At 61.8% G+C, this 25,386-nt stretch carries 21 protein-coding genes; 10 read left to right on the top strand and 11 right to left on the bottom strand.

All coding sequences use genetic code 11. From position 1 onward, the window contains the following. Positions 1–29 precede the first annotated feature (29 nt). Positions 30–1,013 (bottom strand): aldo/keto reductase, encoded by a 984-nt coding sequence (locus ACIOMR_RS17110; RefSeq protein WP_401195393.1) that lies wholly within the window; start codon positions 1,011–1,013, stop codon positions 30–32. 111 nt (positions 1,014–1,124) lie between these two features. Here ACIOMR_RS17110 and ACIOMR_RS17105 point away from each other — a divergent pair, with 111 nt between their 5' ends. From ACIOMR_RS17105 to ACIOMR_RS17095, 3 genes are all read left to right on the top strand, one after another. Continuing rightward, on the top strand, positions 1,125–2,036 hold the full coding sequence (locus ACIOMR_RS17105; protein WP_134326650.1) for a LysR family transcriptional regulator: 912 nt from the start codon (positions 1,125–1,127) through the stop codon (positions 2,034–2,036). A gap of 138 nt (positions 2,037–2,174) precedes the next feature. Further along, positions 2,175–5,930: a hypothetical protein gene (locus ACIOMR_RS17100; protein ID WP_401195390.1), complete on the top strand. Its 3,756-nt coding sequence runs from the start codon at positions 2,175–2,177 to the stop codon at positions 5,928–5,930. A 98-nt stretch (positions 5,931–6,028) separates the two neighbouring features. Beyond that, complete coding sequence (locus ACIOMR_RS17095; protein WP_401195387.1) at positions 6,029–7,375, top strand: cation:proton antiporter; 1,347 nt, start codon at positions 6,029–6,031, stop codon at positions 7,373–7,375. 3 nt (positions 7,376–7,378) lie between these two features. On the opposite strand, the gene ACIOMR_RS17090 is transcribed toward ACIOMR_RS17095, so the two are convergent. From ACIOMR_RS17090 to ACIOMR_RS17080, 3 genes are all read right to left on the bottom strand, one after another. Further along, positions 7,379–7,519: a hypothetical protein gene (locus ACIOMR_RS17090; protein ID WP_003217070.1), complete on the bottom strand. Its 141-nt coding sequence runs from the start codon at positions 7,517–7,519 to the stop codon at positions 7,379–7,381. Positions 7,520–7,530: 11 nt separating this feature from the next. Further along, on the bottom strand, positions 7,531–7,743 hold the full coding sequence (locus tag ACIOMR_RS17085; RefSeq protein WP_003217072.1) for a hypothetical protein: 213 nt from the start codon (positions 7,741–7,743) through the stop codon (positions 7,531–7,533). A 72-nt stretch (positions 7,744–7,815) separates the two neighbouring features. Then, complete coding sequence (locus ACIOMR_RS17080) at positions 7,816–8,361, bottom strand: hypothetical protein (protein WP_003217074.1); 546 nt, start codon at positions 8,359–8,361, stop codon at positions 7,816–7,818. A gap of 413 nt (positions 8,362–8,774) precedes the next feature. Between ACIOMR_RS17080 and ACIOMR_RS17075 the strand changes: the two genes are divergently transcribed. Both ACIOMR_RS17075 and ACIOMR_RS17070 read left to right on the top strand, forming a co-directional pair. Next, positions 8,775–10,184: a circularly permuted type 2 ATP-grasp protein gene (locus ACIOMR_RS17075; protein ID WP_003217076.1), complete on the top strand. Its 1,410-nt coding sequence runs from the start codon at positions 8,775–8,777 to the stop codon at positions 10,182–10,184. 2 nt (positions 10,185–10,186) lie between these two features. Further along, on the top strand, positions 10,187–11,137 hold the full coding sequence (locus tag ACIOMR_RS17070; RefSeq protein ID WP_003217078.1) for an alpha-E domain-containing protein: 951 nt from the start codon (positions 10,187–10,189) through the stop codon (positions 11,135–11,137). Between the two features lie 172 nt (positions 11,138–11,309). Here the strand turns inward: ACIOMR_RS17070 and msrA are convergent, their stop codons facing one another. From msrA to msrB, 3 genes are all read right to left on the bottom strand, one after another. Next, on the bottom strand, positions 11,310–12,005 hold the full coding sequence (gene msrA, locus ACIOMR_RS17065) for a peptide-methionine (S)-S-oxide reductase MsrA (RefSeq protein ID WP_008433754.1): 696 nt from the start codon (positions 12,003–12,005) through the stop codon (positions 11,310–11,312). A gap of 143 nt (positions 12,006–12,148) precedes the next feature. After that, positions 12,149–13,906 carry a cytochrome c biogenesis protein DipZ gene (locus ACIOMR_RS17060; protein WP_401195380.1) on the bottom strand — a complete coding sequence of 586 codons (1,758 nt, stop codon included), beginning with the start codon at positions 13,904–13,906 and terminating at the stop codon, positions 12,149–12,151. 29 nt (positions 13,907–13,935) lie between these two features. Then, on the bottom strand, positions 13,936–14,448 hold the full coding sequence (msrB, locus tag ACIOMR_RS17055; protein ID WP_177010013.1) for a peptide-methionine (R)-S-oxide reductase MsrB: 513 nt from the start codon (positions 14,446–14,448) through the stop codon (positions 13,936–13,938). 301 nt (positions 14,449–14,749) lie between these two features. Between msrB and ACIOMR_RS17050 the strand changes: the two genes are divergently transcribed. Together ACIOMR_RS17050 and ACIOMR_RS17045 are read left to right on the top strand one after the other, a co-directional pair. Next, positions 14,750–15,460, top strand: a complete 711-nt coding sequence (locus ACIOMR_RS17050) for a response regulator transcription factor (RefSeq protein WP_003217086.1) — start codon at positions 14,750–14,752, stop codon at positions 15,458–15,460. Further along, positions 15,457–16,923 carry a HAMP domain-containing sensor histidine kinase gene (locus ACIOMR_RS17045; protein WP_008433761.1) on the top strand — a complete coding sequence of 489 codons (1,467 nt, stop codon included), beginning with the start codon at positions 15,457–15,459 and terminating at the stop codon, positions 16,921–16,923. Before ACIOMR_RS17050 ends, ACIOMR_RS17045 begins: the two co-directional genes overlap by 4 nt. Here ACIOMR_RS17045 and ACIOMR_RS17040 read toward each other — a convergent pair. Continuing rightward, a complete protein-coding gene (locus ACIOMR_RS17040) occupies positions 16,886–17,827 on the bottom strand; it encodes an alpha/beta fold hydrolase (protein ID WP_401195376.1) in 942 nt (313 codons plus the stop codon). The two genes, ACIOMR_RS17045 and ACIOMR_RS17040, sit on opposite strands and share 38 nt — an antisense overlap. Then, positions 17,784–18,746: an AraC family transcriptional regulator gene (locus ACIOMR_RS17035; protein ID WP_401195373.1), complete on the bottom strand. Its 963-nt coding sequence runs from the start codon at positions 18,744–18,746 to the stop codon at positions 17,784–17,786. Before ACIOMR_RS17035 ends, ACIOMR_RS17040 begins: the two co-directional genes overlap by 44 nt. A 97-nt stretch (positions 18,747–18,843) precedes the next feature. Between ACIOMR_RS17035 and ACIOMR_RS17030 the strand changes: the two genes are divergently transcribed. After that, on the top strand, positions 18,844–19,803 hold the full coding sequence (locus ACIOMR_RS17030) for an oxidoreductase (protein ID WP_219405613.1): 960 nt from the start codon (positions 18,844–18,846) through the stop codon (positions 19,801–19,803). 58 nt (positions 19,804–19,861) lie between these two features. Further along, positions 19,862–21,070 carry a serine hydrolase domain-containing protein gene (locus ACIOMR_RS17025; RefSeq protein WP_401195369.1) on the top strand — a complete coding sequence of 403 codons (1,209 nt, stop codon included), beginning with the start codon at positions 19,862–19,864 and terminating at the stop codon, positions 21,068–21,070. Here the strand turns inward: ACIOMR_RS17025 and ACIOMR_RS17020 are convergent. Continuing rightward, on the bottom strand, positions 21,030–23,318 hold the full coding sequence (locus ACIOMR_RS17020) for an ATP-dependent DNA helicase (protein ID WP_087694436.1): 2,289 nt from the start codon (positions 23,316–23,318) through the stop codon (positions 21,030–21,032). The two genes, ACIOMR_RS17025 and ACIOMR_RS17020, sit on opposite strands and share 41 nt — an antisense overlap. Further along, a complete protein-coding gene (locus ACIOMR_RS17015) occupies positions 23,315–24,964 on the bottom strand; it encodes a VRR-NUC domain-containing protein (protein WP_401195366.1) in 1,650 nt (549 codons plus the stop codon). Before ACIOMR_RS17015 ends, ACIOMR_RS17020 begins: the two co-directional genes overlap by 4 nt. Positions 24,965–25,152: 188 nt before the next feature. Between ACIOMR_RS17015 and ACIOMR_RS17010 the strand changes: the two genes are divergently transcribed. Beyond that, positions 25,153–25,377, top strand: a complete 225-nt coding sequence (locus tag ACIOMR_RS17010) for a YgdI/YgdR family lipoprotein (protein WP_003217100.1) — start codon at positions 25,153–25,155, stop codon at positions 25,375–25,377. Positions 25,378–25,386: the final 9 nt, after the last annotated feature.

Genomic DNA, 25,386 nt, shown 5'->3' with positions numbered 1-25,386 from the left:
GCAGCTGCAAGACATCCCTGTCGCAAAGGTTAACGCTGGGCCGGGGCCATGAACTCCGGCCCTACCGGGTCTTTTATCGTGCTGGCCAGAATACGGTCGATATGTTGCAGGTCATCGGCCGTGAGCTGCCAGCCGAACGCATCTTCAACGCCTTTGAGCTGCTCCGGCCGGCGGGCGCCCCACAGTGCAACCGTGGGGCCCTGGTCCAGCACCCAGCGCAACGCCAGGGCCAGCACAGACTTGCCGTGGCATTCGCGAGCGTATACGTCCAATGCCGCGACCGCCGCCAGGTACTGCTCAAAGCGTGGCGCCTTGAATTTCGGGTCGAGCTTGCGCACGTCATCCCCGGTAAAACCCGTGGCCGCGTGCATGCTGCCGCTCAACAAACCCCGGCACAGCGAACCGTAAGCCAAAACCACCAGTGAATTTTGCTTGGCGTACGGCAGGATATCGCTGTCGATCGCCCGCTCAAACAGGTTGTAGGGCGGCTGCACGGTGTCCAGGTGCGTGTACTGGCGGAAATCGTCCATTTGCGCAGGCGAATAATTGCTCACCCCCACGGCAAGGATCTTGCCTTCACGGCGCAGTTTTTCCAGCTCGCCGGCGGTTTCCTCCTGGGCTACCAACGGGTCGGGCCAGTGAATCTGGTAGAGGTCGATGTAGTCGGTTTCGAGGCGCAGCAGTGAGTCTTCGATTTCCTTGCGGATACGTCGGGCCGTGGCATTGCGGCGCACCGTGCCGTCGTCCCATTGCAACCCGGCCTTGGTGGCGATCACCGCCGTGTGGCGTACACCGCGCAGGGCCCGGCCGATCAGTTCTTCCGACAGCCCAAGGCCGTAGACCGGCGCACTGTCGATAAAGTTGATGCCGCTGGCCAGCGCATGGCGAATGGTCTTGACCGAGACCTCATTATCGGCGCCGCCCCACATCGAGCCACCCATGGACCAGGTGCCCAGGGCAATCCGCGAGACGGCCTTGTCGATGCCCGGGATATTGATGGTTTCGATACTCATGAAAAAGCCTCCGCCAGAAACAATCAGTAAAAAAACGATTACTCTAGATCATCCGTGGTTGAATCGGGCTCAACGCCGCGTGCAACCCAAACCCCATAAAAGGTGCTTGATATGGCTGCGTTCAATCGCTCCGAGTTGGCCGACCTGAATGTCTTCATGGCGATCATCCGTCGCCGCAGTTTCCGGCATGCCGCCAATGAACTTGGCGTCACCACCTCGGCCCTGAGCCACACCATGCGCAACCTGGAAACGCGCCTGGGGGTCAAATTGCTGTATCGCACCAGCCGCGCCGTAGAACCTACCGATGCCGGCGTGGTACTGGCGGAAAAACTCAGTGCCGGCTTTGCGACGATCCAGGACGGCCTCGACACCCTCGAACTGTACCGCGAGGCGCCGATTGGCCGCCTGCGCCTGAACGTACCCCGGGATGCCGCGGTGCTGCTGATTTCGCCGGTGCTCGGCGAGTTCACCCGCACCTACCCGCAACTGCGCCTGGACGTGATGATCGAGGACCGCATGCTCGACATCGTCGCAGAGGGCTACGACGCAGGAATCCGCTATGGCGCCACGGTGCCCCAGGACATGGTGGCCGTGCCGCTGACCGGCGAGCTGCGCTGGATCATGGTCGCCTCCCCGGCCTACCTCGCACAGGCAGGGACACCTGCAGTGCCCAGGGACTTGCTCACGCACTCCTGTGTACGCATGTACCTGGGCGACAAGACCACCTACAAATGGGAACTGGGCAATGGCGCACGCCAACAGCGGCTCGATGTGCCCGGCCACTTCAGCGCGGCCGACACCCAGACCATCGTTGATGCGGCCCTGCAAGGCGTGGGTATCGCCTACTGCCTGGAGAATCGCGTGCTGGCGGAACTGGCCGAAGGGCGCCTGGTGGAAGTGCTGCCCGACTGGGCCTGCATCGGCGCGCCGCTGTGCATGTACTACCCCAGCCGGCGTCAGTCGCAGCCGGGATTGCGCCAGTTGATCGACATGATTCGGCTGAGGACCGCGGCGCACCCTTAGCATGGGTGCGTAAAACGCCGTATCAATCTGCATGCCAGTGGGATGGAATCGCTGAGGGGGCATCGGGTACGAAGAGTTACACCCGCTGGAGCGAAGCGCTGCTTGGGTGTACTCGATAAATTACCGGATCCCCCTCCAATGACAATTGCTCCTACTCAGGCTACGGCTTCTTTCATTCCTTTGAACGCACCTGACAAGCCGCTTCCCCCGGCGCGGCTCCAGGCCGCAGCGCCGGAAAATGCCGCCCCAGGCTCCCCCGGGACCAGGATCCCCAGCCCGCGTGCCGATGCCGACGGTGAACTGGCAGGCCAGGTAGCCAGCGCGCTGCGTCAGGTCAAGGGCGACGGCCATGATGACACGATCATGGTCGAGAACATTCCGCCGAACTCAACGTTCGGGCAGTGGTGGTCGCAGTTGGGGCGTGCCATGGAGTCCCCGCAAGTCCGTGACTGGATGAGGGAAAACGGGATAAACCCCAATTCAGTGATGATTGACCCCAATACCGGGAAGATCACCTACCAGCGCAGGCCCTCCGCCGCCGCGCAACCCAACGGCCCCGATGACAAAGGCTGGGCGCAGGTGGGCGCACAGGTCAGGGACGCCGCACGCGTTATCGGCGACGGTAACCCGATCCCCTTCAAACCGCCGCTCTCCCAAAACAGCAACAGTGCCCCCCTGTGGTTGGTGAGCCAATTCTACAAAGAGCAAGAACATATCCTGCCGGATCATGCCCACGAGCGTGCAGATGAGTTGGCGCGCGACAAAGCTTTTACCGGCGTGAGCGGCCCCCGTTTTGCGGACCTGCACGAAACCCGTGGTGAGGATGAGGTTGAACGCCAGAAAGCCCTGGTGGGCAATACCCAGACGCTGAACACCGTGGGGCGTGAACTCAATTACCTGCTTGAGCGGATTCGATCGGGCAGCATTGGGAGCGGTGACGTTCTCGACTACCTGCAAAAGAATAAAGTCGAGCTTCACCCCGACAGCGCTTACCGCCAGGTCGGGAGCACCGACTCAGGGAGCACCATTAGCCTCAAGGAATTCCTTGAGATCAATGGCTGGGACGTGCCAACCACGCCCGAGGAGGTGGAGAACCTGACGAATTATCTGCTCAGGCCTGAACTCCAGACGCCGCTCCATGGCAATTATGGCGGTGCGCTGGAATGGCAGCCCCCGCTTGCGCCCGAGGCGGCGAATCAGCTGCGGTCCGACCTGCGCCGCGGCAAGATCGGCGACGTTGATTTGAACGGCGCCAGGAACGTAGTGGAATACCTCATGCAGGGCAAGTCGTTCACGCCTTCCGAGCTGGCTGACCCGCAGCGGGTGCTCGACTCGCTGATCCGCTCCCCCAAGGGCAAGGCGTTGGGCGAGGCCCTCCAGGCAAAATTTGACGCGCAGTCCATCAAAGGCAGTGCCACTGATTGGCTGTTGGCAGCCATGAGTGTGGACAAAGACAACTCGTTCCGCGCGACAGACCCCAGGTCCAGGCATCACATCGCCGGTTTTGCCGTGACCGGGAACAGTACCTGGGGCAAACCCGCCTCCGGTATCGTCAGCCGGTTGGCCGAACATCTTGTCAGCACCGGCAAGGCATCGTCACCCGAGGCAGCGGCGCTACAAGCGCATCTGCTGCTCTCCACCCGCGCTCCGGAGTTCCTGGTTAAAGACATCCCGGACCAGGTCACCCCGGGTTCCCATAGTTGGGTCAGTTTTGTCACCGCGGTAGAACGCATCGAAGCGCAGTCTCCGGGTTCAACCGCAGGGATGTCCTATGGGCAGGTCATGCTCCACGCTGAGGTCGCGCCGGTCTCCGCCCAGGAGCGTTATGTCGAATATGCCGCCCAGCAAGAGGCGCTCAAGGATTGGGGAAGCGCGAACGGTATGCCGTATCCGGTGACCGAAGGCCAAATGAATGATGTACGCGATGCATTCGATGCGCAGATCACCGAGCTGAGCGCGGCCAGTCAAACACAGAGCATGCCGATGCCATTACGCAAGGAAATGGCCCTGGAGCAATTGCGCAAAGCCCTGCCGGGCATGGATACGGCAACCCTGGAAGACAAGAGCATCACGCTGGAACCCGCCCATAGCGATTTCCCGGGGCCTTATTCGATCCTCGACTTGTATATGAAGGACGCGCTTCACCATCGACCTGGCGTCGAAGAACCACCGGCCGTAGGGGTACTTGGAATTGGGCCCCCGCCCCCCGCTGACAATTATTGGGTGACCTCATCCAGTACGTTGAACCTCAGCGAGGTGCTGGAAAAAACCAAAGACCTGCCAAGTATGCCGAACGTGTTCCAGGACGCGTTCGGGGAATACGCCGACGGCATCGAAAAAAGCGTCGCGGCCCAGGTGAAGTGGATGGTTTCGCGGCTCCCTGAAGAAGACCGTAAAAACCTGGAATACGGCGAAATCACAGTGGTCAGGGAAGTCGACGTCGATAAGGACAACTTTGGCAAGGAAACCCGCAAGCGGGTGCCCGAAGACAATTGCCTGCTGGTGAAAACCAGGCGCAAAAACCAGGTGCACACCTACGAAATCAATCTCAGGACCGCGAAGATTACCGAGCGTACGGACCTGGGTGACTTCACGGCAGGCAAACAACCTTCCAACCACACCCATTACCATAAAGACCTGGAAGAAGTCATACCTTCGGGCGAGTACGCACCCGGGTTGACGGATGAAAAAATCCAGGACGCCAACCCCAAGAGCTTTGGCAGTGCCCGAACGTCTTATATTGCCGATGCCATGGTGACGGATGTTGATATCCGGTCATTCAAAAAAGAGGCCGAGGGGGTCACCACGCTTGATACCGAGGTTCCCTTTTACAAGAAAGTCAATGAATTCCTCCTCAACCTGATCCCCTTGAGGTCGGCAATCGTCAACTTTCAAAACGGCAACATCGGCGAAGGTGTCGGCGACCTGGCCCTGGATATATTTGGGTTTGCCGTGGGCCTCGGTGCGGCAGCCAGGGGGGCCAAGGCCGTGGCCGCCGGCGCATCGGCTTTCAGCAAGTTCGCCCAGGGCGCGAAGATTGTCGGGCGCGCGGCGCTGGGGAGTTTCAATCCGTTGAGCGGGGCTGATGATCTGGCCCGGAGTGCATTGAAGCTGGGGCGCACCACGCTGACCGCTGGACGTAACGGCGTCAATCATCTGCGTGGCGCCTTGCGCAGTGTCGACCTGACGTCACTGGCGAAAAAGCCCGGCATTGCTGAAGGCACTTACAAGGCGGCCAATGCGACCGAAGAAGCCAAGGTGTTTGCGAAGTTTGATGACGCCACCGGTAATTGGCACGCCTTGAATGTGAAAACCAGACAGCCCTTTGGCGAGCCGCTGGAAAATTTCAAAGCTGACGCCGTGCCGGTAGAAGCGCTTCGCGACAAACTGGAGAAGCTCCATGCCAAAACGGGATACACCGGGACAATCTGCTACGAAAAAACCATGTTCGTCGGGATGGCAGACAATGCACTCCCGTTGAAAACTCGCGAGGCCGTGCTGGGCAGTGTGGTCAGGAGCGGGGATTCCAATTACACGCAACGCTACAAGGATCTGATGGGTATTACTGCCGAGAATACCAGCGCCGTATTCAGGCCCGCGGACATTACCGAATCAGGCGTTATCAATTTCATGAGCAATAGAGCAGACGGCAATATCGTACACACCGCCTATATTCAAAAGAGCAGTGATGGAAAGCTCTATATCTACAACACCAACCAAGCCGGCCTGGACAAAGCCATGTTCGATGCCACTGGCACTCTTGATCAATCGGTCGGTGCAACGGTATTCAGTCTTGATAATGACGGGCTGCAAAAGTTTCTCGACTCGGGGTTCACCTTCTCCTTCACCCCAAACAGCACCCTCAATGCCAACGTAACACGCCTGGCGACCTGACAAACCGCGCATTGTCCGGGCAGGCAATGCGCGTTTTTTGAACCTCTCTCTCCCGGCAAACCTCAAACGTTCACACAGACCATGCCCGGGACTATTCAATGACCTTCATCCTATGGATGGCCGTACTGGGCGCGGTGTTGCTCACCCTCGCCCTCACCTCCTCCTACCTGCGCTGGATGCCGGTCACCACCTCGGCGGTGTGCCTGTTGCTCGGCGTTTGTATCGGCCCGCTGGGCATGGACCTGCTGCATCTGGACATCAAGGCCTCGGCCAGTTGGATGGAACACCTGACGGAAGTCGCGGTGCTGTTTTCGCTGTTCGTCAGCGGGCTGAAACTGCGCCTGCCCCTCAAGCACCGAACCTGGCGCATTGCGTTTGGCATGGCCGGGCCGGTGATGCTCTTGACCATCCTCGGGACGTGCCTGGTGCTGCATTGGCTGCTGGGGTTGTCGTGGGGGGTTTCACTGCTGGTGGGGGCGATCCTTGCGCCCACCGACCCGGTGCTCGCGGGCCTGGTGCAGGTCAATAACGCGCAGGATTATGACGCGCTGCGCTTCGGTCTTTCCGGTGAGGCAGGCTTGAACGACGGCACGGCCTTCCCGTTCGTGATCTTTGCGCTGATTTTCATGCAGCACGGCGGGTTCGACGGTGACTGGCTGGGCGGCTGGGTGCTGAAAAACCTGCTCTGGGCCGTACCTGCCGGGTTGCTCGTGGGCTACTGGATGGGGCGTGGCATCGGTCGCGTCACCCTGAAGATGCGTATCACCAATGCCGACAGCACCCTGTCACCGAATGACTACCTGACGCTGGCCCTGATCGCCCTCGCCTATGTGGTGGCCGAAGCCATCGGCGGCTACGGCTTCCTGTCGGTATTTGCCGCCGGCCTGGGGCTGCGCCAGGCCGAGTTCAAGTCCACCGGCAACTCACAAACCCCGGCGGAACATCTGGCACAGCCGGTGGTTGGCCACATGGAAGTTGAGCCGGAGCATGCGTTGCATGGCGATGTCGGGCAACTGCAGGACACGCAAATCGCCGCCGGGGTGATGATGGGCGACATGCTCGCCTTTGGTGGGCTGGTGGAGCGTTCGATGGAAGTGTTCCTGGTGACCTTGCTGGGCGTGGTGCTGGTCAGCCATTGGGACTGGCGGGCGCTGGCGGTGGGGGCGGTGCTGTTTTGCGTGATTCGCCCCCTCAGCGTGCTGTCGATACCCTGGGGCAGCTTGCTGAATCGCCATCAGCGCGGGCTGGTGGGCTGGTTCGGGATTCGCGGGATCGGCAGCATCTACTACCTGTTCTATGCCATCAACCACGGGCTGGTGGGCACCAGCAGCGCGGTCGCGGTGAACCTGACGCTGTCAGTCATTGCCCTGAGCATCGTCGTTCATGGTCTCAGCACGCAGCCGATGCTGGCGTGGTATGAACGACGTGCCCAGGCACAACAATGACGTCTACTCCTGGTTTTCAGTGTTGCCGACGTCAGCGGCATCATCCAGGTCGTTAAGCGGTACTTCGGCATCATCCATCAATGAACCCGGGTCTTCATTGCCCGGGTCATTGAGTTCATCGTCTTCGTCTATTTCAACTGACATCACCGTCTCCTCTAACCGCCTTGGGTATCGATATCGGCATCGGTTTCAGGCTTGGGCTCGCGCTCGGGCTTGAAGTCTGGACTGTAGTCGTTTTCCTTGGCCTTGGGGTCGCTGGCAGGCTTGGGGTCTTTCGGCGCGTCGGCCGCGGTGCCGGGGGCCGGTTCGCCGCGGTCGATGGCGGGATCGTTACGGTTGCTGGTTTGCGGGTCGTTGTCTGTGCTCATGGCTCACCTCTGTTGGAAAACGCAGACTGCGTAAAGGTAAGGTCCCGTGCGGGTCGGTGAAGTTCCAATTGCTTATGAGCCGGGATTGTCCACCTGGATGTAAAACGCGTAGGCCCCCAGCATCACCCAGAACACCATGAACAGCCAGGGCGCGCGCATCGAGAACAACAGCGACTTGCGATACCCCTTGTGGGACGACTCCATCTCACTGAACAGTGGCGACTCATCGTAGGCCAGGCCCATCACCGGCTCGCTGCGCAGCAGTTCGCTCTGCTTGTAATGCCAGTGGTCGATGATTTCGTAGGCCGCCCGAATCCCCGGCCAGGCGTTGAGGGAACTGAGAATGCCCAGGGTCGCCAGGAACACGGGCACCACCAGGGTGAACAGCTTGCCCCATTCGGGGTTCAGGTTGCCCATGCCGGACACGAAGGCGATCACCAGGAATGACTGGGCCGTGAGGTAGGCGTCGGTGCGGTTGGCCAGGATGCTGGTTTCGTACTGGATTTCACGCCGGTAAAAGTCGAGACGGTCCTTGGGCGAACCGAAAATCTTCGCGTTGTGTTCGCTGTGGTCGGTCAGGCTCGATTCCGGGGTGTCGGGTGAGATGATTCTGGGCACATCCGTGCTCCGTGCTGGCATTTGAAGCAGTTTAGAAGAACCGGGCTGGTGCAAAGTTCAAGTAATCAGTGCACCGTTTTGAGGCGATAGGGCCGCATCGGTGGCGCGGGAGCTTGGGCCCGCTGGACCGGGACAGCGCTCCAGTGCGCAGCGGTCTGATTCCTTTTTGGGGCCCCTGCGCAGCCCAGCGGGAGCAAGCTCCCTCGCCACAAGGTGGATGGCACAGGCATTGCTTTAGTCCTTTATCTGCCCGGATACAGGAGCAATCGTTACCCCCCGACCCAGAGCCCACCCCAAAAGAAAGTAAGGACCAGGCCTGCTGGCACCATCAGCCACGGGCTCATAAAAAAATGCGTTTTCTAAAGCGGCAGTGCCAAAGCGCAGTTAGTCCCGGCACTGACAAGGTAATTGGAATGGCTCGATCTTTCTTTGATGAAATGAATGACGCACAAGGCGTTTGCCGTGCGCATTATCAGGAATTCTCCCGCTGGCTGGCCAACACGCCGCCAGAACTGCTGGCCCAGCGCCGCCGTGAAGCCGACCTGCTGTTTCACCGCGCGGGGATCACCTTCACCCTGTATGGCGACGAGCAAGACACCGAGCGCCTGATCCCCTTCGATATCATCCCCCGCAGCATCCCCGCCAGTGAGTGGAGTGTCATCGAGCGTGGCTGTATCCAGCGGGTGAATGCGCTGAACATGTTCCTTGCCGACATCTACCACGACCAACGCATCATCAAGGCCGGGATCATTCCCGCCGATCAGGTGCTGGGCAACGAGGGATACCAGAAAGCCATGGTCGGCCTGGACCTGCACCGCGATATCTACTCGCACATCTCCGGGGTCGACCTGGTGCGCGATGGCGACGGCACCTACTACGTGCTCGAAGACAACCTGCGTACCCCCAGCGGCGTGAGCTACATGCTCGAAGACCGCAAGATGATGATGCGCCTGTTCCCCGAGGTGTTCGCCAAGCAACGCATCGCCCCGGTGGACCACTATCCCAACCTGCTGCTCAAGACCCTGAAAAGCTCCAGCCGCCTGGACAACCCGAATGTGGTGGTGCTGACGCCGGGCCGGTTTAACAGCGCGTTCTTCGAGCATGCATTCCTGGCCCGGGAAATGGGCGTGGAGCTGGTGGAAGGCGCCGACCTGTTCGTGCACGACCTCAAGGTGTTCATGCGTACCACCGACGGCCCCAAGGCCGTGGATGTGATCTACCGCCGCATCGACGATGCCTTCCTCGATCCGCAGGCTTTCAACCCCGATTCGATGCTCGGCGTGCCCGGCCTGGTCGCGGCGTACTGCGCGGGCAACGTAGTGCTGGCGAATGCGATCGGCACCGGCGTGGCGGACGACAAGTCGATCTACCCGTACGTGCCGGAAATGATCCGGTTCTACCTGGATGAAGAGCCGGTCCTGCAAAACGTGCCGACGTTCCAGTGCCGCAAGCCGGATGAGCTGTCCCACGTACTGGCGCACCTGCCGGAACTGGTGGTCAAGGAAACCCAGGGTTCCGGCGGCTACGGCATGCTGGTGGGCCCGGCGTCCAGCGCGGCCGAGATCGAGGACTTCCGCCAGCGTATCAAGGCCCGCCCTCACGCCTACATCGCCCAACCGACCTTGAGCCTGTCCACTTGCCCGACATTTGTCGAAAACGGCATCGCGCCGCGGCATATCGACCTGCGACCGTTCGTGCTCTCGGGCAAGGAAACCCGCCTGGTACCCGGTGGCTTGACCCGCGTGGCGCTGCGCGAAGGCTCATTGATCGTCAACTCGTCGCAAGGCGGCGGAACCAAGGACACCTGGGTGGTGGAGGGCTGAGTATGCTGAGTAGAACCGCCGCAGATCTGTATTGGATGTCCCGTTACCTGGAGCGTGCCGAGAACCTGGCGCGCATGCTGGAAGTCAGTTATTCGCTGTCGTTGATGCCCCAGGCCGGGCGCAGTGACGGGCTGGACGAGTTGGCCATGTCGCTGCTCAGCAGCGGCACACTGGACAGTTACCTTGAGCGCCATCAGCAACTGGACGCCGAGCGCATGCTGCACTTCTTCGCCCTCGACGAGGAAAACCCCGCCAGTATCTACAATTGCCTGCGGGCTGCACGGGGTAATGCCCATGCGGTACGGGGGCGGATCACGGCTGATATGTGGGAAAACCTCAACGCCACCTGGCTGGAGATGCGCAGTATTGCGGCCGGCGGGTTGGCGCGGCATGGCATCAGCCACTTTTGTGACTGGGTGAAGCAGCGCTCGCACCTGTTTCGTGGGGCGACGTCCGGGACGATCATGCGCAACGATGCGTATCGGTTTATTCGGCTGGGGACGTTTGTCGAGCGGGCGGATAACACGTTGCGGTTGCTGGACGCGCGGTATGAAATGTTTGGGGAAGAGTCCGAGGAAGTCAGCGACCTTTCGGCACGCGGGTATTACCAGTGGAGCGCGTTGTTGCGGGCGCTGTCGTCGTTTGAGGCGTATACCGAGCTGTACCCGAATGCGCTGAATGCGCGGTCGGTGTCGGAGTTGTTGCTGTTGCGCAGTGATGTGCCGCGCTCGTTGCATGCGTGTATCGAGGAGTTGAGCCATATCCTGGCGGACCTGCCGGGGAGTTATGGGCGTACGGCCCAGCGTTTGGCGGCGGAGTTTGAGGCGCGGCTGAGGTATACGGGGATTGATGAGATTCTGGAGGATGGGCTGCATAGCCGGTTGACGGATTTTATCGACACCGTGCGGGAGTTGGCGCGGGCGATTCATAGCTCCTACCTTGAAGTCGTCTGATAATCGTTCCCACGCTGATCGTTCCCACGCTCCGCGTGGGAATGAATCCGGTGACGCTCCGCGTCACGACTTCAAGAGCGGACGCAGAGCGCCCTGGCGGCGTTCCCACGCAGAGCGTGGGAACGATCGTCCAGCGTGGGAACGAGCGTCGAGAGTGGGAACGATCATAGGTCTACTGGTTTTTCACCAGTACCGGTTCTGCGCGGTACTGCTCAGGGAACAATTTTTTCAGCTGGGCCACCTTTGGCAGGTCGTTGATCACGATGTAGGGGTACGACGGGTTTTCGGTCAGGAAGTCCTGGTGATAGGACTCCGCCGGGTAGAAGGCTTTGCCCATCTCGATCTTGGTCACGATCGGCTTGTCGAAGGCTTTCGCGGCGTCGAGCTGGGCGATGTAGGCCTGGGCGACTTTTTGCTGTTCGGCGTTCTGGGCAAAGATCGCCGAGCGGTACTGGGTGCCACTGTCCGGGCCCTGGCGGTTGAGTTCCGTGGGGTTGTGGGCGACCGAGAAGTAGATCTGCAGCAGCTTGCCGTAGCTGACCTTGCTCGGGTCGTAGGTCACGGCGACGGACTCGGCGTGGCCGGTGTCGCCGCCGCTGACGCTTTCGTACTGCGCGGTGCTCGCCGCGCCGCCGTCATAGCCGGAGACGGCGTTTTTCACCCCTTGCACATGCTGGAACACACCCTGCACGCCCCAGAAGCAGCCTCCGGCGAAGACCGCGGTTTGCAGGTTGTTCGCGTCTGCCGGCAGGTCCATGGCCGGCGGCGCAATGGCCACGGCGTCGTCGGACGGGCCGAAGGAGAACGCTGAGCTGTGGCCGACAAAGGCGGCGAACGCCAGGGCCGGTAAGTACTTAAGCAGTTTCATCTCAGTCACTCCGAAACATCAGGATAAATGCGGTCAACTGTGTGTGTGGCTTGCCTGCGATTGAGGTGGTGAATTCAACATCGCTATCGCAGGCAAGCCAGCTCCTACATGATCGGGTTAACCATGCAAAATTTCGCTATGGGTTAGCCGAAGGTGAAGGCATAGGCCGCCACTTGCGGGTCCAGGAACTCGATGGTGAAGGTCCGGTCCTTGACCGCGCCCGGCTGGCGCACCAGTTGATACAAACGTTGTTCGGTCACGGTGCCGCTGCCATCCGGTGCGACGTCGGTGCCGTGGGCATCCCCCGGCGCCTGGCCGTCGATGCTGACCTTGAAGCGCACCGGCTTGCCGTCGGCGCCCGGGCCCAGCACCAGGTGCAGGTCACGGGCGTGGAAGCGGTAGACGATCTTGCCGTTGGCCGCTGCGAGGGTGGCTTGCTGGCCGCCGACGTTCCATGGGCCTTCCAGGGTCCAGTTATTCAAGGCCAGGTTGCCGGCTGCCGGGTAGTTCACCACCTTGTCGGTGCCCAGGGTGCCGGTGGTCACGAAGTTCTCGGCGCGCTGGAAGCCCAGGTAGGTTTCCGGCGACTGCACTTCGTTCATGTCCGGTGCGGCCTGGATGCCCTTGGCATCGGCTTCGATCAAGCCGCCCGCCACCTTGGTAGCGCCCGCCTCACGCAGCAGTTGCTGGATCACTCGCTCGGACTCGGCGTAGTCACCCTCGCCAAAATGGTGATAGCGGATCTGGCCCTTGGCATCGGCAAAGTAATGCGCCGGCCAGTACTGGTTGTTGAAGGCGCGCCAGATCTTGTAGTTGTTGTCGATGGCCACCGGGTAAGTGATGCCCAGGTCCTTCATGGCCTTGGTGACGTTGTTCACGTCGCGTTCGAAGGCGAATTCCGGAGCGTGCACACCGATCACCACCAGGCCCTGGTCGCGGTATTTCTCGGCCCAGGCCTTGACGTACGGCAAGGTGCGCAGGCAGTTGATGCAGGAGTAGGTCCAGAAATCCACCAGCACCACCTTGCCTTTCAACGCCGCGGCAGTCAGTGGCTCGGAGTTGAGCCATTGCACGGCACCATCCAGCGGCGGCAACTGGCCTTCCACTGGCAGCGTGTCACTGTGGTTGGCGGCCATCATCGCGCCGCCGGCCATCATCGCCCCGCTCTTCTGTTCAGGCTTGGCGCTGAGTTTCTCCACCAGGCTTTGTTCCAGGCCACCGGTTGACGCCGTCGACAGGCGCGCCAGGATCCCGGTGTCCAGGCCCAGGGCGATGGCCGCCACACCGGCCAACATCAGGGCGCCGAGCCCACGACGCAGCCATTCACCAGCGCCCAGCGAACGCTTCATGAAGCCGAAGACTTTACCGCCGACCAGCAGCGCCAAGGCCAGGGAGGTGGCAGCCCCTGCCGCGTAGGCCAGCAAGAGCAAGGTAGTGCCGATACTGGCGCCCTGCAGCGCGGCGCCCGTCAGCACCAGCCCGAGGATGGGCCCGGCGCACGGCGCCCACAGCAGCCCGGTGGCCACGCCGATCAGGAACGATGCGCCCGGACGCGGCCGCGAATCGGCCCCGGCGGCTTCCGACAGGCGACTGCCCGCGGCCACCAGCGGCCGGGTCAGGCGCTCGGACAGGCTTGGCAGCAGCAGCGTCAGCCCGAATAGCGCAACAAACAGCAACGCGAGCCAGCGACCGTACTGATTGACTTGCACCACCCAACCGCCGCCCACCGCCGCGAGCGAGGCGACCAGAGCGAAGGTCATCGCCATCCCCAGCAGCAGCGGCAAGCCACTGCGCAAAAACGGCTGCCCGGTGCGAGCGAAGACAAAAGGCAGAACCGGCAGGATGCAGGGACTGACAATCGTCAGCACGCCGCCCAGATATGCGAGAACCAAAAGCCACATGGGGTAGACCCTTATAGGAAGACATTGAATTAAGTCGCGGTGAACGTCATGGCTGCGCCGTTCATGCAGTAGCGCAGGCCGGTGGGTGCCGGGCCGTCATCGAACACGTGGCCCTGATGACCGCCGCAGCGGCGGCAGTGGATTTCCTTGCGTACCACGCCGAAGGAGGTGTCGACGTGGCTGGCCACGGCGTTTTCCAGGGGTTGCCAGAAGCTGGGCCAGCCGGTGTGGCTTTCGAATTTGGTGGCTGAGGCGTACAGGGGCAAAGCGCAACCGGCGCAGGCGAAGGTGCCGTTGCGGTGTTCACTGTTAAGGGCGCTGCTGTAGGGGCGTTCGGTGCCCTCCTCCCGCAGGATCGCGTACTGCTCGGCGGTCAGCAGGGTGCGCCATTCGGCGTCGGTGTGGCTGACTTCGAAATTTTCGGCGGCTTCGGCTTCGGCGATCAGGGCGGGGCCGGCGTTGATTTTTTGCAGCAGGCCACCGGCGATTACTGCGAGGCCGAGGCCGCCGCCGGCGAGCAGGATCTGTCGACGTGAATACATGAGTTGCTCCTCACACAAGTGCGGATGGCTGGCGAAGCCCCTATGGCTGATAAACAAACTGTGGCGAGGGAGCTTGCTCCCGCTGGAGTGCGCAGCGCTCCCGGCTTTTTTGGGGCCGCTGCGCGACCCAGCGGAAGCAAGCTCCCTCGCCACAATGAGGGGGGCGTACTTTTGCCGTTGCGATGAGTAAGGTTAGGCCCGGGGTGGTCGCGGAATCCTCACGCAGAGTTAAACAATTCGTGATAACTACACTGTTGCAAAAGCCGCACAATGCGCGAATCAAGAAGACAGGTTTTTATCAATGGATCAGCCTAAACGTGTCCTGGTGGTCGAGGACGATGCCCATATTGCCGATTTGATCTGCCTGCACCTGCGGGACGAGCAGTTCGAGGTGGTTCACAGTGCCGATGGTGACGAAGGCCTGCGCCTGCTGGAGCAAGGCGGCTGGGATGCGTTGATCCTTGACCTGATGCTGCCCGGCGTCGACGGCCTGGAGATCTGCCGGCGGGCCCGGGCGATGACGCGCTACACGCCGATCATTATCACCAGTGCCCGCTCCAGCGAGTTGCATCGCATCCTCGGCCTGGAACTGGGGGCGGATGACTACCTGGCCAAGCCGTTTTCCATGCCGGAGCTGGTGGCGCGGGTCAAGGCGCTGCTGCGCCGGGTCGACGCCATGGCGCGCAACTTGAAGATGGACGCCGGCAGCCTCGACCTCGGCCAGTTGTTCATCAACCCGCTGACCCGTGACGCCACCCTGCAAGGCCAGCGGCTGGACCTCACGCCCCGGGAATTCGACCTGCTGTACTTTTTCGCCCGCCAACCGGGCAAGGTATTCTCGCGCATGGACCTGCTCAACGCCGTGTGGGGCTACAGCCACGAAGGTTACGAACACACCGTCAATACCCATATCAACCGCCTGCGGGCCAAGGTCGAGGCCGATCCGGCCAACCCGGCGCGCATCCTCACGGTGTGGGGCCGTGGCTACAAGTTTGCCGAGCAATCGGCATGAGGCTGACCCTTACCCAGCGCCTGTCCCTGGTGTTCGCGCTGTTGCTGCTGATTTGCAGCGGCACGTCGGCCTGGCTGCAAGTGCGCTCCAACCACATGCATGAACTGGAAGTGGTGCAAGGCCTGTCCCGCGACCTCGCCGCGCACATCGCCCGGGATACGCAGTTGATGGACGCCGACGGTCTCAAGCCGGACGCGGTGCGCAACCTGTTCAGCCAGTTGATGCTGGTAAACCCGAGTGTCGAGGTGTACCTGCTGGACATTAACGGGCGCGTGGTCGGCAACGCTGCGCCCAGCGGCCACCTGCGCCGCGACCAGGTCAACCTGGAACCGGTGCGCCGTTTCCTCAGCGGCGCGATGCTGCCGATCCTCGGCGACGATCCGCGCAGCGTCGACGGCCTCAAGGTGTTCAGCGCCGCGCCACTGCGGGTCAACGGCCAGCAGGCCGGCTACCTGTATGTGGTGCTGCTGGGCGAAGCCCATGATGTGTTCGACGCCCGGGATGCCACCGGCATGGCACTGAACATCGCCCTGTGGTCCATCGCCCTGGTGGCATTGTTGTGCTTGCTCGCGGGTTTGACCGCGTTCGCCTGGATCACCCGGCCCTTGCGGCAACTGACCGAGAAGGTCGGCCAGTTCGACATCAACGGCGCACCGAAAGTCCCGCAGGCCGTGGCGCCCGAGGTTGCCAGCCAGGATGAAATCGCCGTGCTCGACCACGCCTTCGTGCAGATGGAGAACCGCCTGGGTGAACAGTGGCGCGCCATCACCCACCAAGAGCAGGAACGCCGGGAGATGGTCGCGAATATTTCCCATGACCTGCGCACACCGTTGGCCTCCTTGCATGGCTACCTGGAAACCCTGTCCCTGAAAGACGCCAGCCTGACCCCGCAGGAACGCCGGCGTTACCTGGGCATCGCCCTCGACCAGAGCCGCAAGGTCGGCGGGCTGGCCCAGTCGCTGCTGGAACTGGTGCGCCTGGAACACGGGTTTGTACAGCCGGTCATCGAAGGCTTTTCAATACCCGACCTGGTGCAGGACATTTTCCAGAAGTTCGAACTGACCGCGGAAGCCCGGGCGATCACCCTCACCGCCAGCCTGCCGCCGGTGGTGCCAACCGTATTGGCCGACCTGGGCCTGATCGAACGGGTACTCACCAACCTGCTGGATAACGCCCTGCGCCATACCCCGCCCAATGGCGAAGTTGAAGTGACCCTGGCCCCCAAGTCCGGTTTTGTTGAAGTCACGGTGAGCGACAGCGGCCCCGGGATTTCGGCGGATCTGCGCGAAGGTCTGTTCCTGCGCGCCTTCACCATTGGCGGGGCTCGACGCGATGGCGGCCTGGGCTTGCGCATCGTGCACCGGATCCTGCAACTGCACGGTCAGGAAATCCGCCTGATCGATGTGCCAGGACGCGGCGCGACGTTCACGTTCGCCCTAGAAACCCGAGCAGCAGTTCGTTGACCTTGGGCCCCTGCTCGTTCTGAATCCAGTGGCCGCAGTTGGCCAGGACGCTTTGTTGCAGGTTCGGCACGACGTCGGGCATGCGCTTGAGGGTGTGGGCTTCGAACACGCCGACCGGGTCGCGGTCGCCGATCAGGAACAGCGTCGGCTGCAGCACCTGCCTGCCGGCGAGAAACTCGGTACGCTGCCAGTTGCGTTCGAAGTTGCGGTACCAGTTCAACGGGCCGCGAAAGCCGTCATTGGCTAAGGTATGAACATACACGTCGAGGTCCTGCTGGCTGCACCAGGCCGGGAGCGTACCGGGCAGCGGCACACCTTCCAGCAGCTTCGCGCTGGCGGGTTTCTTCTGCAGGAAAACGTCCTGGTCCTGCATGAACAGCCGTAATGTCCGCTCGATATCGGCATCCAGTTCCTTTTCAGCCACACCCGGGGCCTGGAAGTACAGGATGTAATTGAAGCGATCGGCGTACAGTTCGCGCATGATCTCGATCACCGGCCTGCGGGAGCGTCCGGCGAACGGTACCGACATCGTCACCAACTGGCTGACGCGCTCTGGCTCCAGCAACGCCAGGTGCCAGGCCACCACGGCACCCCAGTCATGGCCAATCATGACGACCCGGCGATGCCCGAACAGGTCCATGGCGCCCTGGATATCGGCGCACAGGGTCAGCAGGTCATAGTCGGCCACTTCCGGCGGCGCGCTGGATTGTCCATAGCCGCGCATTTCCGGGACAAACACCCGATAACCCTGGGCCATCAGCGCCGGAATCTGCTCGCGCCAGGAGTGCCAGCACTCGGGAAACCCATGCAGCAACCACACCGGCGGGCCGCTCTCGGGGCCGGCGATGTGCACGTTCAACTCAATGCCGTTGACCTTGACCTTCTGCTGCTGGATTTCGCTCATCACTGGGTTCCTTGTGTGGGGTTCGCTCGCGGTATTCCCGGGGAGAACATGCCATTACGCGCTTGAAAGCATTGCTGAAAGCGCTGTCTGACTGATAACCCAGGGACTGGCCGATCGTGGACACGCTGTTGTCGCTGGCTTTCAAGGCCTGTACCGCCAGGTGCATACGCCAGCGGGTCAGGTATTCCTGCGGTGCCAGCCCTACCCGTTGCTTGAAGTGCAAGGCGAAGGTGGAGCGGGATTGACTCGCCACGCCGGCCATTTCACTCAATGTCCAGCGCCGGGCGGGTGCTGCGTGAATTTCCCGCAGCACCGGGGCCAGCCTTGGATCCGTCAAGGCTCCCAGCCAGCCGGTGGTATGGGTGCCCATGGAAGATTGATAGAGCCGCAGGATTTGCACCAGCATCATTTGCGCCAAATGCTCGGTCATCAGCGCCGCGCCTTGTAACGGGCTGGCGTATTCCCGGGCCAGGCGATCCAGGCACCAACGCAACACGGCGGCCTGTTCGGAGTTGGCACTCACCCGCAACACCGGCGGCAGGCTATCCAGCAACAGTCGAGCGTCGTCCCCGTAGATAAAGCGCCCGGCGATCAAAAACAGATCCACCGTGTCCCCCAACGTGGCGATGCCGCCCACCGCGTCGGCATACACCTCACGTGCATCGAGTCCTTCAGGGCACAGATTGCTGGACAGCCTCCACGGGCGTGCCTGGGTCAACAGGAAACAATCTCCCTCATACAAGCGTATCGGTACTGCCAGCCCTTCCACTTCCAGCCAGCAACTACCCTCCACCACCGCGTTGAACTTGATGCCATCCGGCGCCGCAAAGTCAATGGCCCAGTTGCCGCCAGCCTTCAAGCCGGCGAAGGTCGAGCGATGGCTTTTTAACAGTGCCAGCACATCGGAAAGGGTATCCATAAAAGCTCCGGACGATCGCGACAGAAATACGGACTCTAGGGCATTCCGCGTCCGGGCTCCAGCGAGAGACTCTAGGCCTCCCATAAGGAGATCTTCCATGGCTGACAAACAAACCCCAATTGGCAGCGGCTTCGATGCCGGCACTACCGCCCAGCAAGCCTTGGCGGGCAGCGATTTGCGAGGCAAGACGGTGATTGTCACCGGTGGCTACTCCGGCATTGGCCTGGAAACGGTTCGCGTGTTGGTCGACGCGGGTGCGCAGGTGATCGTTCCCGCGCGGGATCCTGAAAAGGCCGAACGCAACCTCTCGGGCATCATCGGTGTTGAACACGCCAGCCTGGATTTACTCGACCCGATTTCCATCGACCGTTTTGCCGAAAACTTCCTCGCCAGCGACCGGGCGTTGAACCTTCTGATCAATAGCGCCGGAATCATGGCCACACCACTGCAACGGGATACGCGAGGTTTCGAAGCGCAGTTCGCCACCAACCACCTGGGCCACTTCCAGCTAACCGCGCGGTTGTGGCCGGCGCTGCGTGAGGCTAATGGCGCACGAGTGGTTTCGGTATCATCCCTCGGCCATCGTCTCAGCCCTGTGCATTTCGATGACCCGCAATTTGAACACCGCCCCTATGACAAGTGGCTCGCCTACGGCCAATCAAAAACCGCCAACGCACTGTTCGCGGTAGCACTGGACCGACGAGGTAAAGCGGAGGGTGTGCGCGCATTTTCCGTGCACCCGGGGGAAATCCTCACCGACCTGATCCGCTACCTGGACAAGGACGACCTGGCATTCGTCGGCGCACTGGATGAGCACGGCAATATCCGCCGCGCCAGTCACTACAAGAGCCCCGAGCAAGGCGCCGCGACCTCGGTGTGGTGCGCTGTCAGCCCGCAACTGGAGGGCATGGGCGGACTCTACTGCGAAGATTGCGATGTGGCCGCTTGGTCGCAGGATGACACCAGCCGTAACGGCGTATGGCCCTGGGCTGTCGACCCGGAGCAGGCCGAACGCTTATGGGCAGTGAGTCAGCAGTTGTGCAATGTCACGTTGTAGTCCGGGACCCCAGCGTTCATATTTGGCAGTCATGCACTGCCAATGAGCGACCTGAACCATGCAGCCTCCTGCCAGATACCTCGTGCCCCTTGCCGCCTCCCTTTGCGCCACCCTCGCCTGCGCCGACAGCCACGACCCACTGCTCGCCAAGCGCGTGGATGCGGTGGTCGACAGCGCCATTGCCGACAATCGCCTGGTGGGCACCGTGGTGCTGGTGCTGCGGGACGGGCAGCTGGTTTATCACCGTGCTGCCGGCTTGGCGGACCGCGAAGACGGGCGCCCGATGACAGAGGACACGATCTTTCGCCTGGCATCGGTGACCAAACCGCTGGTATCCGCCGCCGCGATGCACCTGGTGGAACAAGGTCGCTTGGGCCTGGACGATCCGGTCAGCCGCTGGCTGCCCGACTTCAATCCCAAGCTGGCGGATGGCACCATCCCGGTGATCACCGTCAGCCAGTTGCTTAACCACACAGCCGGCCTGAGCTACGGATTTCTGGAAAGCCCGCACGGACCCTACCGCACCGCCGGGGTTTCCGATGGTTTGGGCGAGCCCGAGATCAGCTTTGCCGAGAATCTCAAGCGTATCGCGAGCGTGCCCCTGAGTTACCCGCCGGGCACCGGCTGGCAGTATTCGATGGCCACCGATGTGCTGGGTGCGGTACTGGAAAAGGCGTCCGGCCAGAGCCTGCCGGCATTGCTCCGCGACTCGGTGACCGAACCACTGGGGCTAAGCGATACCGGGTTTTCCGTGACGGATATAAAACGCCTGTCCGCCGCCTATCAGGATGGCTCGCCACAGCCGTTGCGCATGGTCGACAAGGCTACGATCACCTCGGGCAACAGCACCGCGCTGTTTGATGTGCGGCGGATTCTCGATCCCCAGGCCTACCCTTCCGGCGGCGCAGGCATGGCCGGGACGGCAGGTGATATTGCGCGGTTCCTGGAAACCATTCGCCGGGGCGGCGCTCCGATCCTGTCGGCACACAGCGTGCAGTTGATGGTCACCGATTCGGTCGGCGCCAAGGCGCAAACCCAGGACCCGGGCTGGGGGTTCGGTTATGGCTGGGCGGTGCTGGATGACCCGGCGTTGACAGGCACACCGCAATCCCGGGGCACCTTTGAATGGGGCGGCGCCTACGGTCACAGCTGGTTTGTCGACCCGCAGCAGAAGCTTACGGTGGTGGCACTGACCAATACGGCTTACGAAGGCATGTCCGGCCAGTTCACCCACCAGTTGCGGGATGCGGTGTATCCGCCGCAGTGATCGACCACCAGCGCGGTAATAACTGCCGCACCCGCGCTTCGCCAAACCGGTCATCAATCAGCATTACCACCCCTCGGTCCTGCTGGCTGCGGATCACACGGCCCGCGGCTTGCACCACCTTCTGGATGCCCGGATAAAGGTAGGTGTAGTCATAACCGGCGCCGAAAATCGCGCCCATCCGCAGCTTGAGCTGCTCGTTCACCGGGTTGAGTTGCGCCAGGCCCAGGGTGGCGATAAACGCGCCGATCAGCCGGGTGCCCGGCAGGTCGATGCCTTCGCCGAATGCGCCGCCAAGCACGGCAAACCCGATGCCCTGGCTGTGCTGGGTGAACTGGTCGAGAAATGCCTGGCGTTCAGCCTCGGCCATGCCCCGTGACTGCTGCCACAGCGGGATGCGCGGGTGCCGTTCGGCGAGCAATTGCGCCACTTGCTGCAGATAATCAAAACTGCTGAAAAACGCCAGGTAGTTGCCCGGCGCCTGGGCAAACTGCGCTGCAATCAGCTCGACGATGGGCTCCAGGGACGCCTGGCGATGCACAAACCGGGTGGAGATCCGGTCGACGATATGCACCCGCAGCTGCTCGGCCTTGAACGGTGATTCCACATCCACCCAGGCCGTGTCGGGCGGCATTCCCAGCAAGTCCGCGTAGTAGTGCCGTGGGCTCAGGGTTGCGGAAAACAGCACGCTGCTGCGGGCCGCCGTCAGCCGGGGCCGAATGAATTCGGCGGGCACCACGTTGCGCAGGCACAGGTTTGATGAACTGCGCTTGCCGCTGAGTTCGCGTTTGCTGATGTCGAAAATGAAGTGTTCGTTGAACAGCTCGGCGACCTTGGCAAACTGCAAGGCCTCGAAGTAGAAGGCTTGCAGTTCGCCATTGAGTGCTTCGGGATGGTCGTTGAAATATTCACCCATGGCGCTGGTGCACAGGCTCAGCGCCTGCAGCAGTTTGTCGGGTTTCTGGGCGTAGGCCTGATAAGGCGCCACTTGCTCCTTGTGCAGGGCATTCCACTCACGGTTCAGGCGCTGGAGCGGCTTTTTCAGCGGCTCGGGTGCGATCTCGCGCAGGGTCTTGAGCGTGTACTGGTCGAGGGCCGCGCTGTACATCGAGCGGCCACGCTCCACCAGGTTGTGGGCTTCGTCCACCAGCACCGCGACGCGCCACTGGTTGAGCTGGGCCAGGCCGAACAGCATGGCGCCGAAGTCGAAGTAATAGTTGTAGTCGGCGACCACCACGTCGGCCCAGCGTGCCATTTCCTGGCTCAGGTAATAGGGGCAGACGTCATGGGCCAAGGCGACTTCCCGCAGGTTGCGCTGGTCCAGCAGGCGCACGCGGGAAGCGGCTTCGCGGGCCGCCGGCAAGCGGTCATAAAAACCCTTCGCCAGTGGGCAGGAGTCGCCGTGGCAGGCTTTGTCCAGGTGTTCGCAGGCCTTGTCCCGCGCCACCAGCTCCAGCACCCGCAATGGCAGATCGGGGCTGCTGTCATACAGCACCTGCGCCGCATCCAGCGCGAGTTTGCGGCCCGGGGTCTTGGCGGTCAGGAAGAACACCTTGTCCAGCTGTTGTGGCGCCATGGCCTTGAGCATCGGGAAAATCGTGCCGACGGTCTTGCCAATTCCGGTAGGCGCCTGGGCCATCAGGCAGCGGCCGGTGCTGACCGCCTTGTAGACCGTTTCCGCCAGGGCGCGCTGGCCCGGGCGAAACGCCGCATGGGGAAAGCCCAGGGCAACCGCTGCGGCATTGCGGGCTTCGCGCTGGTGCATTTCCTGTTCGGCCCAGCCGAGGAACAGGGTGCATTGCTGCACGAAGAATGCCTGCAGGTCATCAGCCTGAAACCGTTGGCTGAGCAGCGTCTCGTGCTCGCCGACAATGTCGAAGTACACCAGCGCCAGGACAATCTCCGACAACCCGAGCTTCTGGCACATCAACCAGCCGTAGACCTTGACTTGGGCCCAGTGCAGTTGCCGGTGGTTGGCCGGTTGTTTGTCCAGGTCGCCGCGATAGGTTTTCACCTCTTCCAGCTGGTTGCGGTCCGGGTCGTAGCCATCCGCCCTGCCCCGGACTTTCAACTGCTGGTATTCGCCCTCCAGCGCGACTTCATTCTGGTAATGGGCGCTGCGCCGCGAGGCCACCGTGCGGTGGCCGACAATCCCTTCCTGGGCACTGGGAGACGGGGTAAAACGCAGGTCGAGGTCGCCGACCTTGGCGGTGAATTCACATAATGCACGCACCGCGACGCTGTAGCTCAAGCGGCCTGCCCCGCCCAGCGCACATAACACACAGTGACGGGCATCTGGTGTTCGCCGCAGAACTCCAGCCAGCGCAACTGGTTGTCCTGCAGGCGATCACCGGGGCCTTTGACTTCGATCATGCGGTAGGTTTTTTCTTCGGGCCAGAACTGGATCAGGTCGGGCATGCCGGCGCGGTTGGCGCGGATATCCAGCAGCAGGCGTTCGAACCAGTGGCGCAGGTGCGCCGCTGGCAGGCAGTCGAGGGCCTGGTCGAGCAGTTCTTCGCTGAGCACGTTCCAGAACACGAAGGGTGACTGGATGCCCCATTTGTCTACATAACGCTGGCGAATGGTGTGCTTGTAGCGCCCATCGTCCAGTTGGCCCAGGCACTCGGCGAACAGCTCGGCACGCCGCTGATGAAAATCCTCGCTGTGCAGGTCTACCGGCCCGCGCTGGAACGGGTGGAAAAACGACCCCGGCAACGGCGCGAAAATCGCCGGCCAGCACAGCAGGCCAAACAGCGAATTGATCAGGCTGTTCTCGACGTAATGCACGGGTGCACCATGGTCGCTGAGGTGCGCCTGTACGCAATACTCCACCGACATCATCGGTTCCGGGGCCGGCAGTTCGAGGTCCAGGCGCACGATCTCGCGGGGTTTTGCCCTGGGCAGCGCCGGCTCGCCGAGCTTGCGTCGCAGCCTGGGTATCACGCGCAGCAAGTGCTGCTGTTCGGCAGCGCTTTCCGGGGCCTGTTGCGCCTCACGGGCCAGCCCCATCGCCTGGGCAAAATCCTCCTGGCGCTCCAGCACCCGGATCAGCCGCGCCCGTGCGCCGGGATAGGTGCAGCCCCGGTAGATAGCTTCCGCCAGGGCCAACTCGGCGCTGCGCTCACAATACTGGCCCACCTGGAACAACAGCTTGGCCCGACGTTTCTCCAGCCAGGGGTTGTCGGTGTGCAAGGTAGCGATTTGTTCCAGCACGCCATCGAGTGCCTCGCCCGCTTCAAAGGCCTGCTGGCACTGATGCAGGAACAGGAAGCCGTGCACATCGTCACGGCTGCGCAAACCGCGGGATTCGGCGCAGAATTCGACTTTCTCGTAGGTAAAGATGCCCAGGTCCGCCAGCACAAATTCCGACCAGTCCTGATAGAGATTACCGAAGAACATCAGGCGCAGGCGGTCGCACAGTTCCATCACGGTGAGGCTGTAAAGCTGATCGGCCAGGTCCGGGCACCAGTGCTGGAAGTGACGCAGTTCACAAAACTGCGTTGACAGCGTTTCCAGCCAGTCCGCCTTCCTGGCCTTGGGTTGCTCGATCCAGGGTTTGAACGCCGCCAGGATTTCCGCTTTCTGCAACAGGCCGAACAACTCGCCGAACGACAACAGGCATTGATCCGTCACCCAACCCTGTTCCAGCAAAGGCACAACCGCCTCGTGCACCGCGCCGATCTCGACATAGTTGAGCTTGCCCGCCCGGAAATGCGCGCCCTTGCGCATCACCATGCGTACCAGTAACGCCTGGGATGCCTGCGGCAAGCTGTCAAATTGCTGAATGAAATGCTCTTCGTCCGGGGCCAGCAAATCGGCATAACGCTGCCCCAGCCAGGCGAGCACTTGGCGGAAGTTATGCAGGTAATAGAGCGGATCTTCTAGGGGATTGGACATTTCAGGCACTGGATCAACCACTGTTTATGCATACAGAGTGCCGTCCCTGACCGACTGTTGCAATCAGTAATAGATCAAAGGCACACGCAACTTTTTGCGTAATAATGATCAGATGGCTGTCAGCCACATTAAATGAGTCTCCCCCGACCGCTCAGGTGCGGGGTTTTCGAAGGATCAGGGTAAGGGTTATGAGCATGAAGAATTTGGGTCTGGCGGTGGGTATGTTGACGTTGCTGGTATTGGCCGGTTGCTCCACGCAGACGGTGGTGACGTTGCAGAACGGCACTCAATACCTGACCAAGGACGTGCCCAACGCGAAAACGGCCGATGGCTTCTACGAATTCACCGACATCGCCGGCAAGCATATTCGCGTCAAGGCCGATGACGTCGCGACCGTGATGAAGGAGAAATAAAAAGTGGGA

Origin of the sequence: Pseudomonas sp. NPDC087814 (assembly GCF_044742865.1) — a bacterium.
Lineage (GTDB): Bacteria > Pseudomonadota > Gammaproteobacteria > Pseudomonadales > Pseudomonadaceae > Aquipseudomonas.
The sequence above is the reverse complement of the archived record's forward strand: the minus strand, read 5'-3'. Positions and strand labels throughout refer to the sequence as shown.

Coding starts and splice junctions, on each gene's coding strand:
- ACIOMR_RS17110 (WP_401195393.1), bottom strand. CDS start 1,013: ATGAGTATCGAAACCATCAATATCCCGGGCATCGACAAGGCCGTCTCG.
- ACIOMR_RS17105 (WP_134326650.1), top strand. CDS start 1,125: ATGGCTGCGTTCAATCGCTCCGAGTTGGCCGACCTGAATGTCTTCATG.
- ACIOMR_RS17100 (WP_401195390.1), top strand. CDS start 2,175: ATGACAATTGCTCCTACTCAGGCTACGGCTTCTTTCATTCCTTTGAAC.
- ACIOMR_RS17095 (WP_401195387.1), top strand. CDS start 6,029: ATGACCTTCATCCTATGGATGGCCGTACTGGGCGCGGTGTTGCTCACC.
- ACIOMR_RS17090 (WP_003217070.1), bottom strand. CDS start 7,519: ATGTCAGTTGAAATAGACGAAGACGATGAACTCAATGACCCGGGCAAT.
- ACIOMR_RS17085 (WP_003217072.1), bottom strand. CDS start 7,743: ATGAGCACAGACAACGACCCGCAAACCAGCAACCGTAACGATCCCGCC.
- ACIOMR_RS17075 (WP_003217076.1), top strand. CDS start 8,775: ATGGCTCGATCTTTCTTTGATGAAATGAATGACGCACAAGGCGTTTGC.
- ACIOMR_RS17070 (WP_003217078.1), top strand. CDS start 10,187: ATGCTGAGTAGAACCGCCGCAGATCTGTATTGGATGTCCCGTTACCTG.
- msrA (WP_008433754.1), bottom strand. CDS start 12,005: ATGAAACTGCTTAAGTACTTACCGGCCCTGGCGTTCGCCGCCTTTGTC.
- ACIOMR_RS17060 (WP_401195380.1), bottom strand. CDS start 13,906: ATGTGGCTTTTGGTTCTCGCATATCTGGGCGGCGTGCTGACGATTGTC.
- msrB (WP_177010013.1), bottom strand. CDS start 14,448: ATGTATTCACGTCGACAGATCCTGCTCGCCGGCGGCGGCCTCGGCCTC.
- ACIOMR_RS17050 (WP_003217086.1), top strand. CDS start 14,750: ATGGATCAGCCTAAACGTGTCCTGGTGGTCGAGGACGATGCCCATATT.
- ACIOMR_RS17045 (WP_008433761.1), top strand. CDS start 15,457: ATGAGGCTGACCCTTACCCAGCGCCTGTCCCTGGTGTTCGCGCTGTTG.
- ACIOMR_RS17040 (WP_401195376.1), bottom strand. CDS start 17,827: ATGAGCGAAATCCAGCAGCAGAAGGTCAAGGTCAACGGCATTGAGTTG.
- ACIOMR_RS17035 (WP_401195373.1), bottom strand. CDS start 18,746: ATGGATACCCTTTCCGATGTGCTGGCACTGTTAAAAAGCCATCGCTCG.
- ACIOMR_RS17030 (WP_219405613.1), top strand. CDS start 18,844: ATGGCTGACAAACAAACCCCAATTGGCAGCGGCTTCGATGCCGGCACT.
- ACIOMR_RS17025 (WP_401195369.1), top strand. CDS start 19,862: ATGCAGCCTCCTGCCAGATACCTCGTGCCCCTTGCCGCCTCCCTTTGC.
- ACIOMR_RS17015 (WP_401195366.1), bottom strand. CDS start 24,964: ATGTCCAATCCCCTAGAAGATCCGCTCTATTACCTGCATAACTTCCGC.
- ACIOMR_RS17010 (WP_003217100.1), top strand. CDS start 25,153: ATGAGCATGAAGAATTTGGGTCTGGCGGTGGGTATGTTGACGTTGCTG.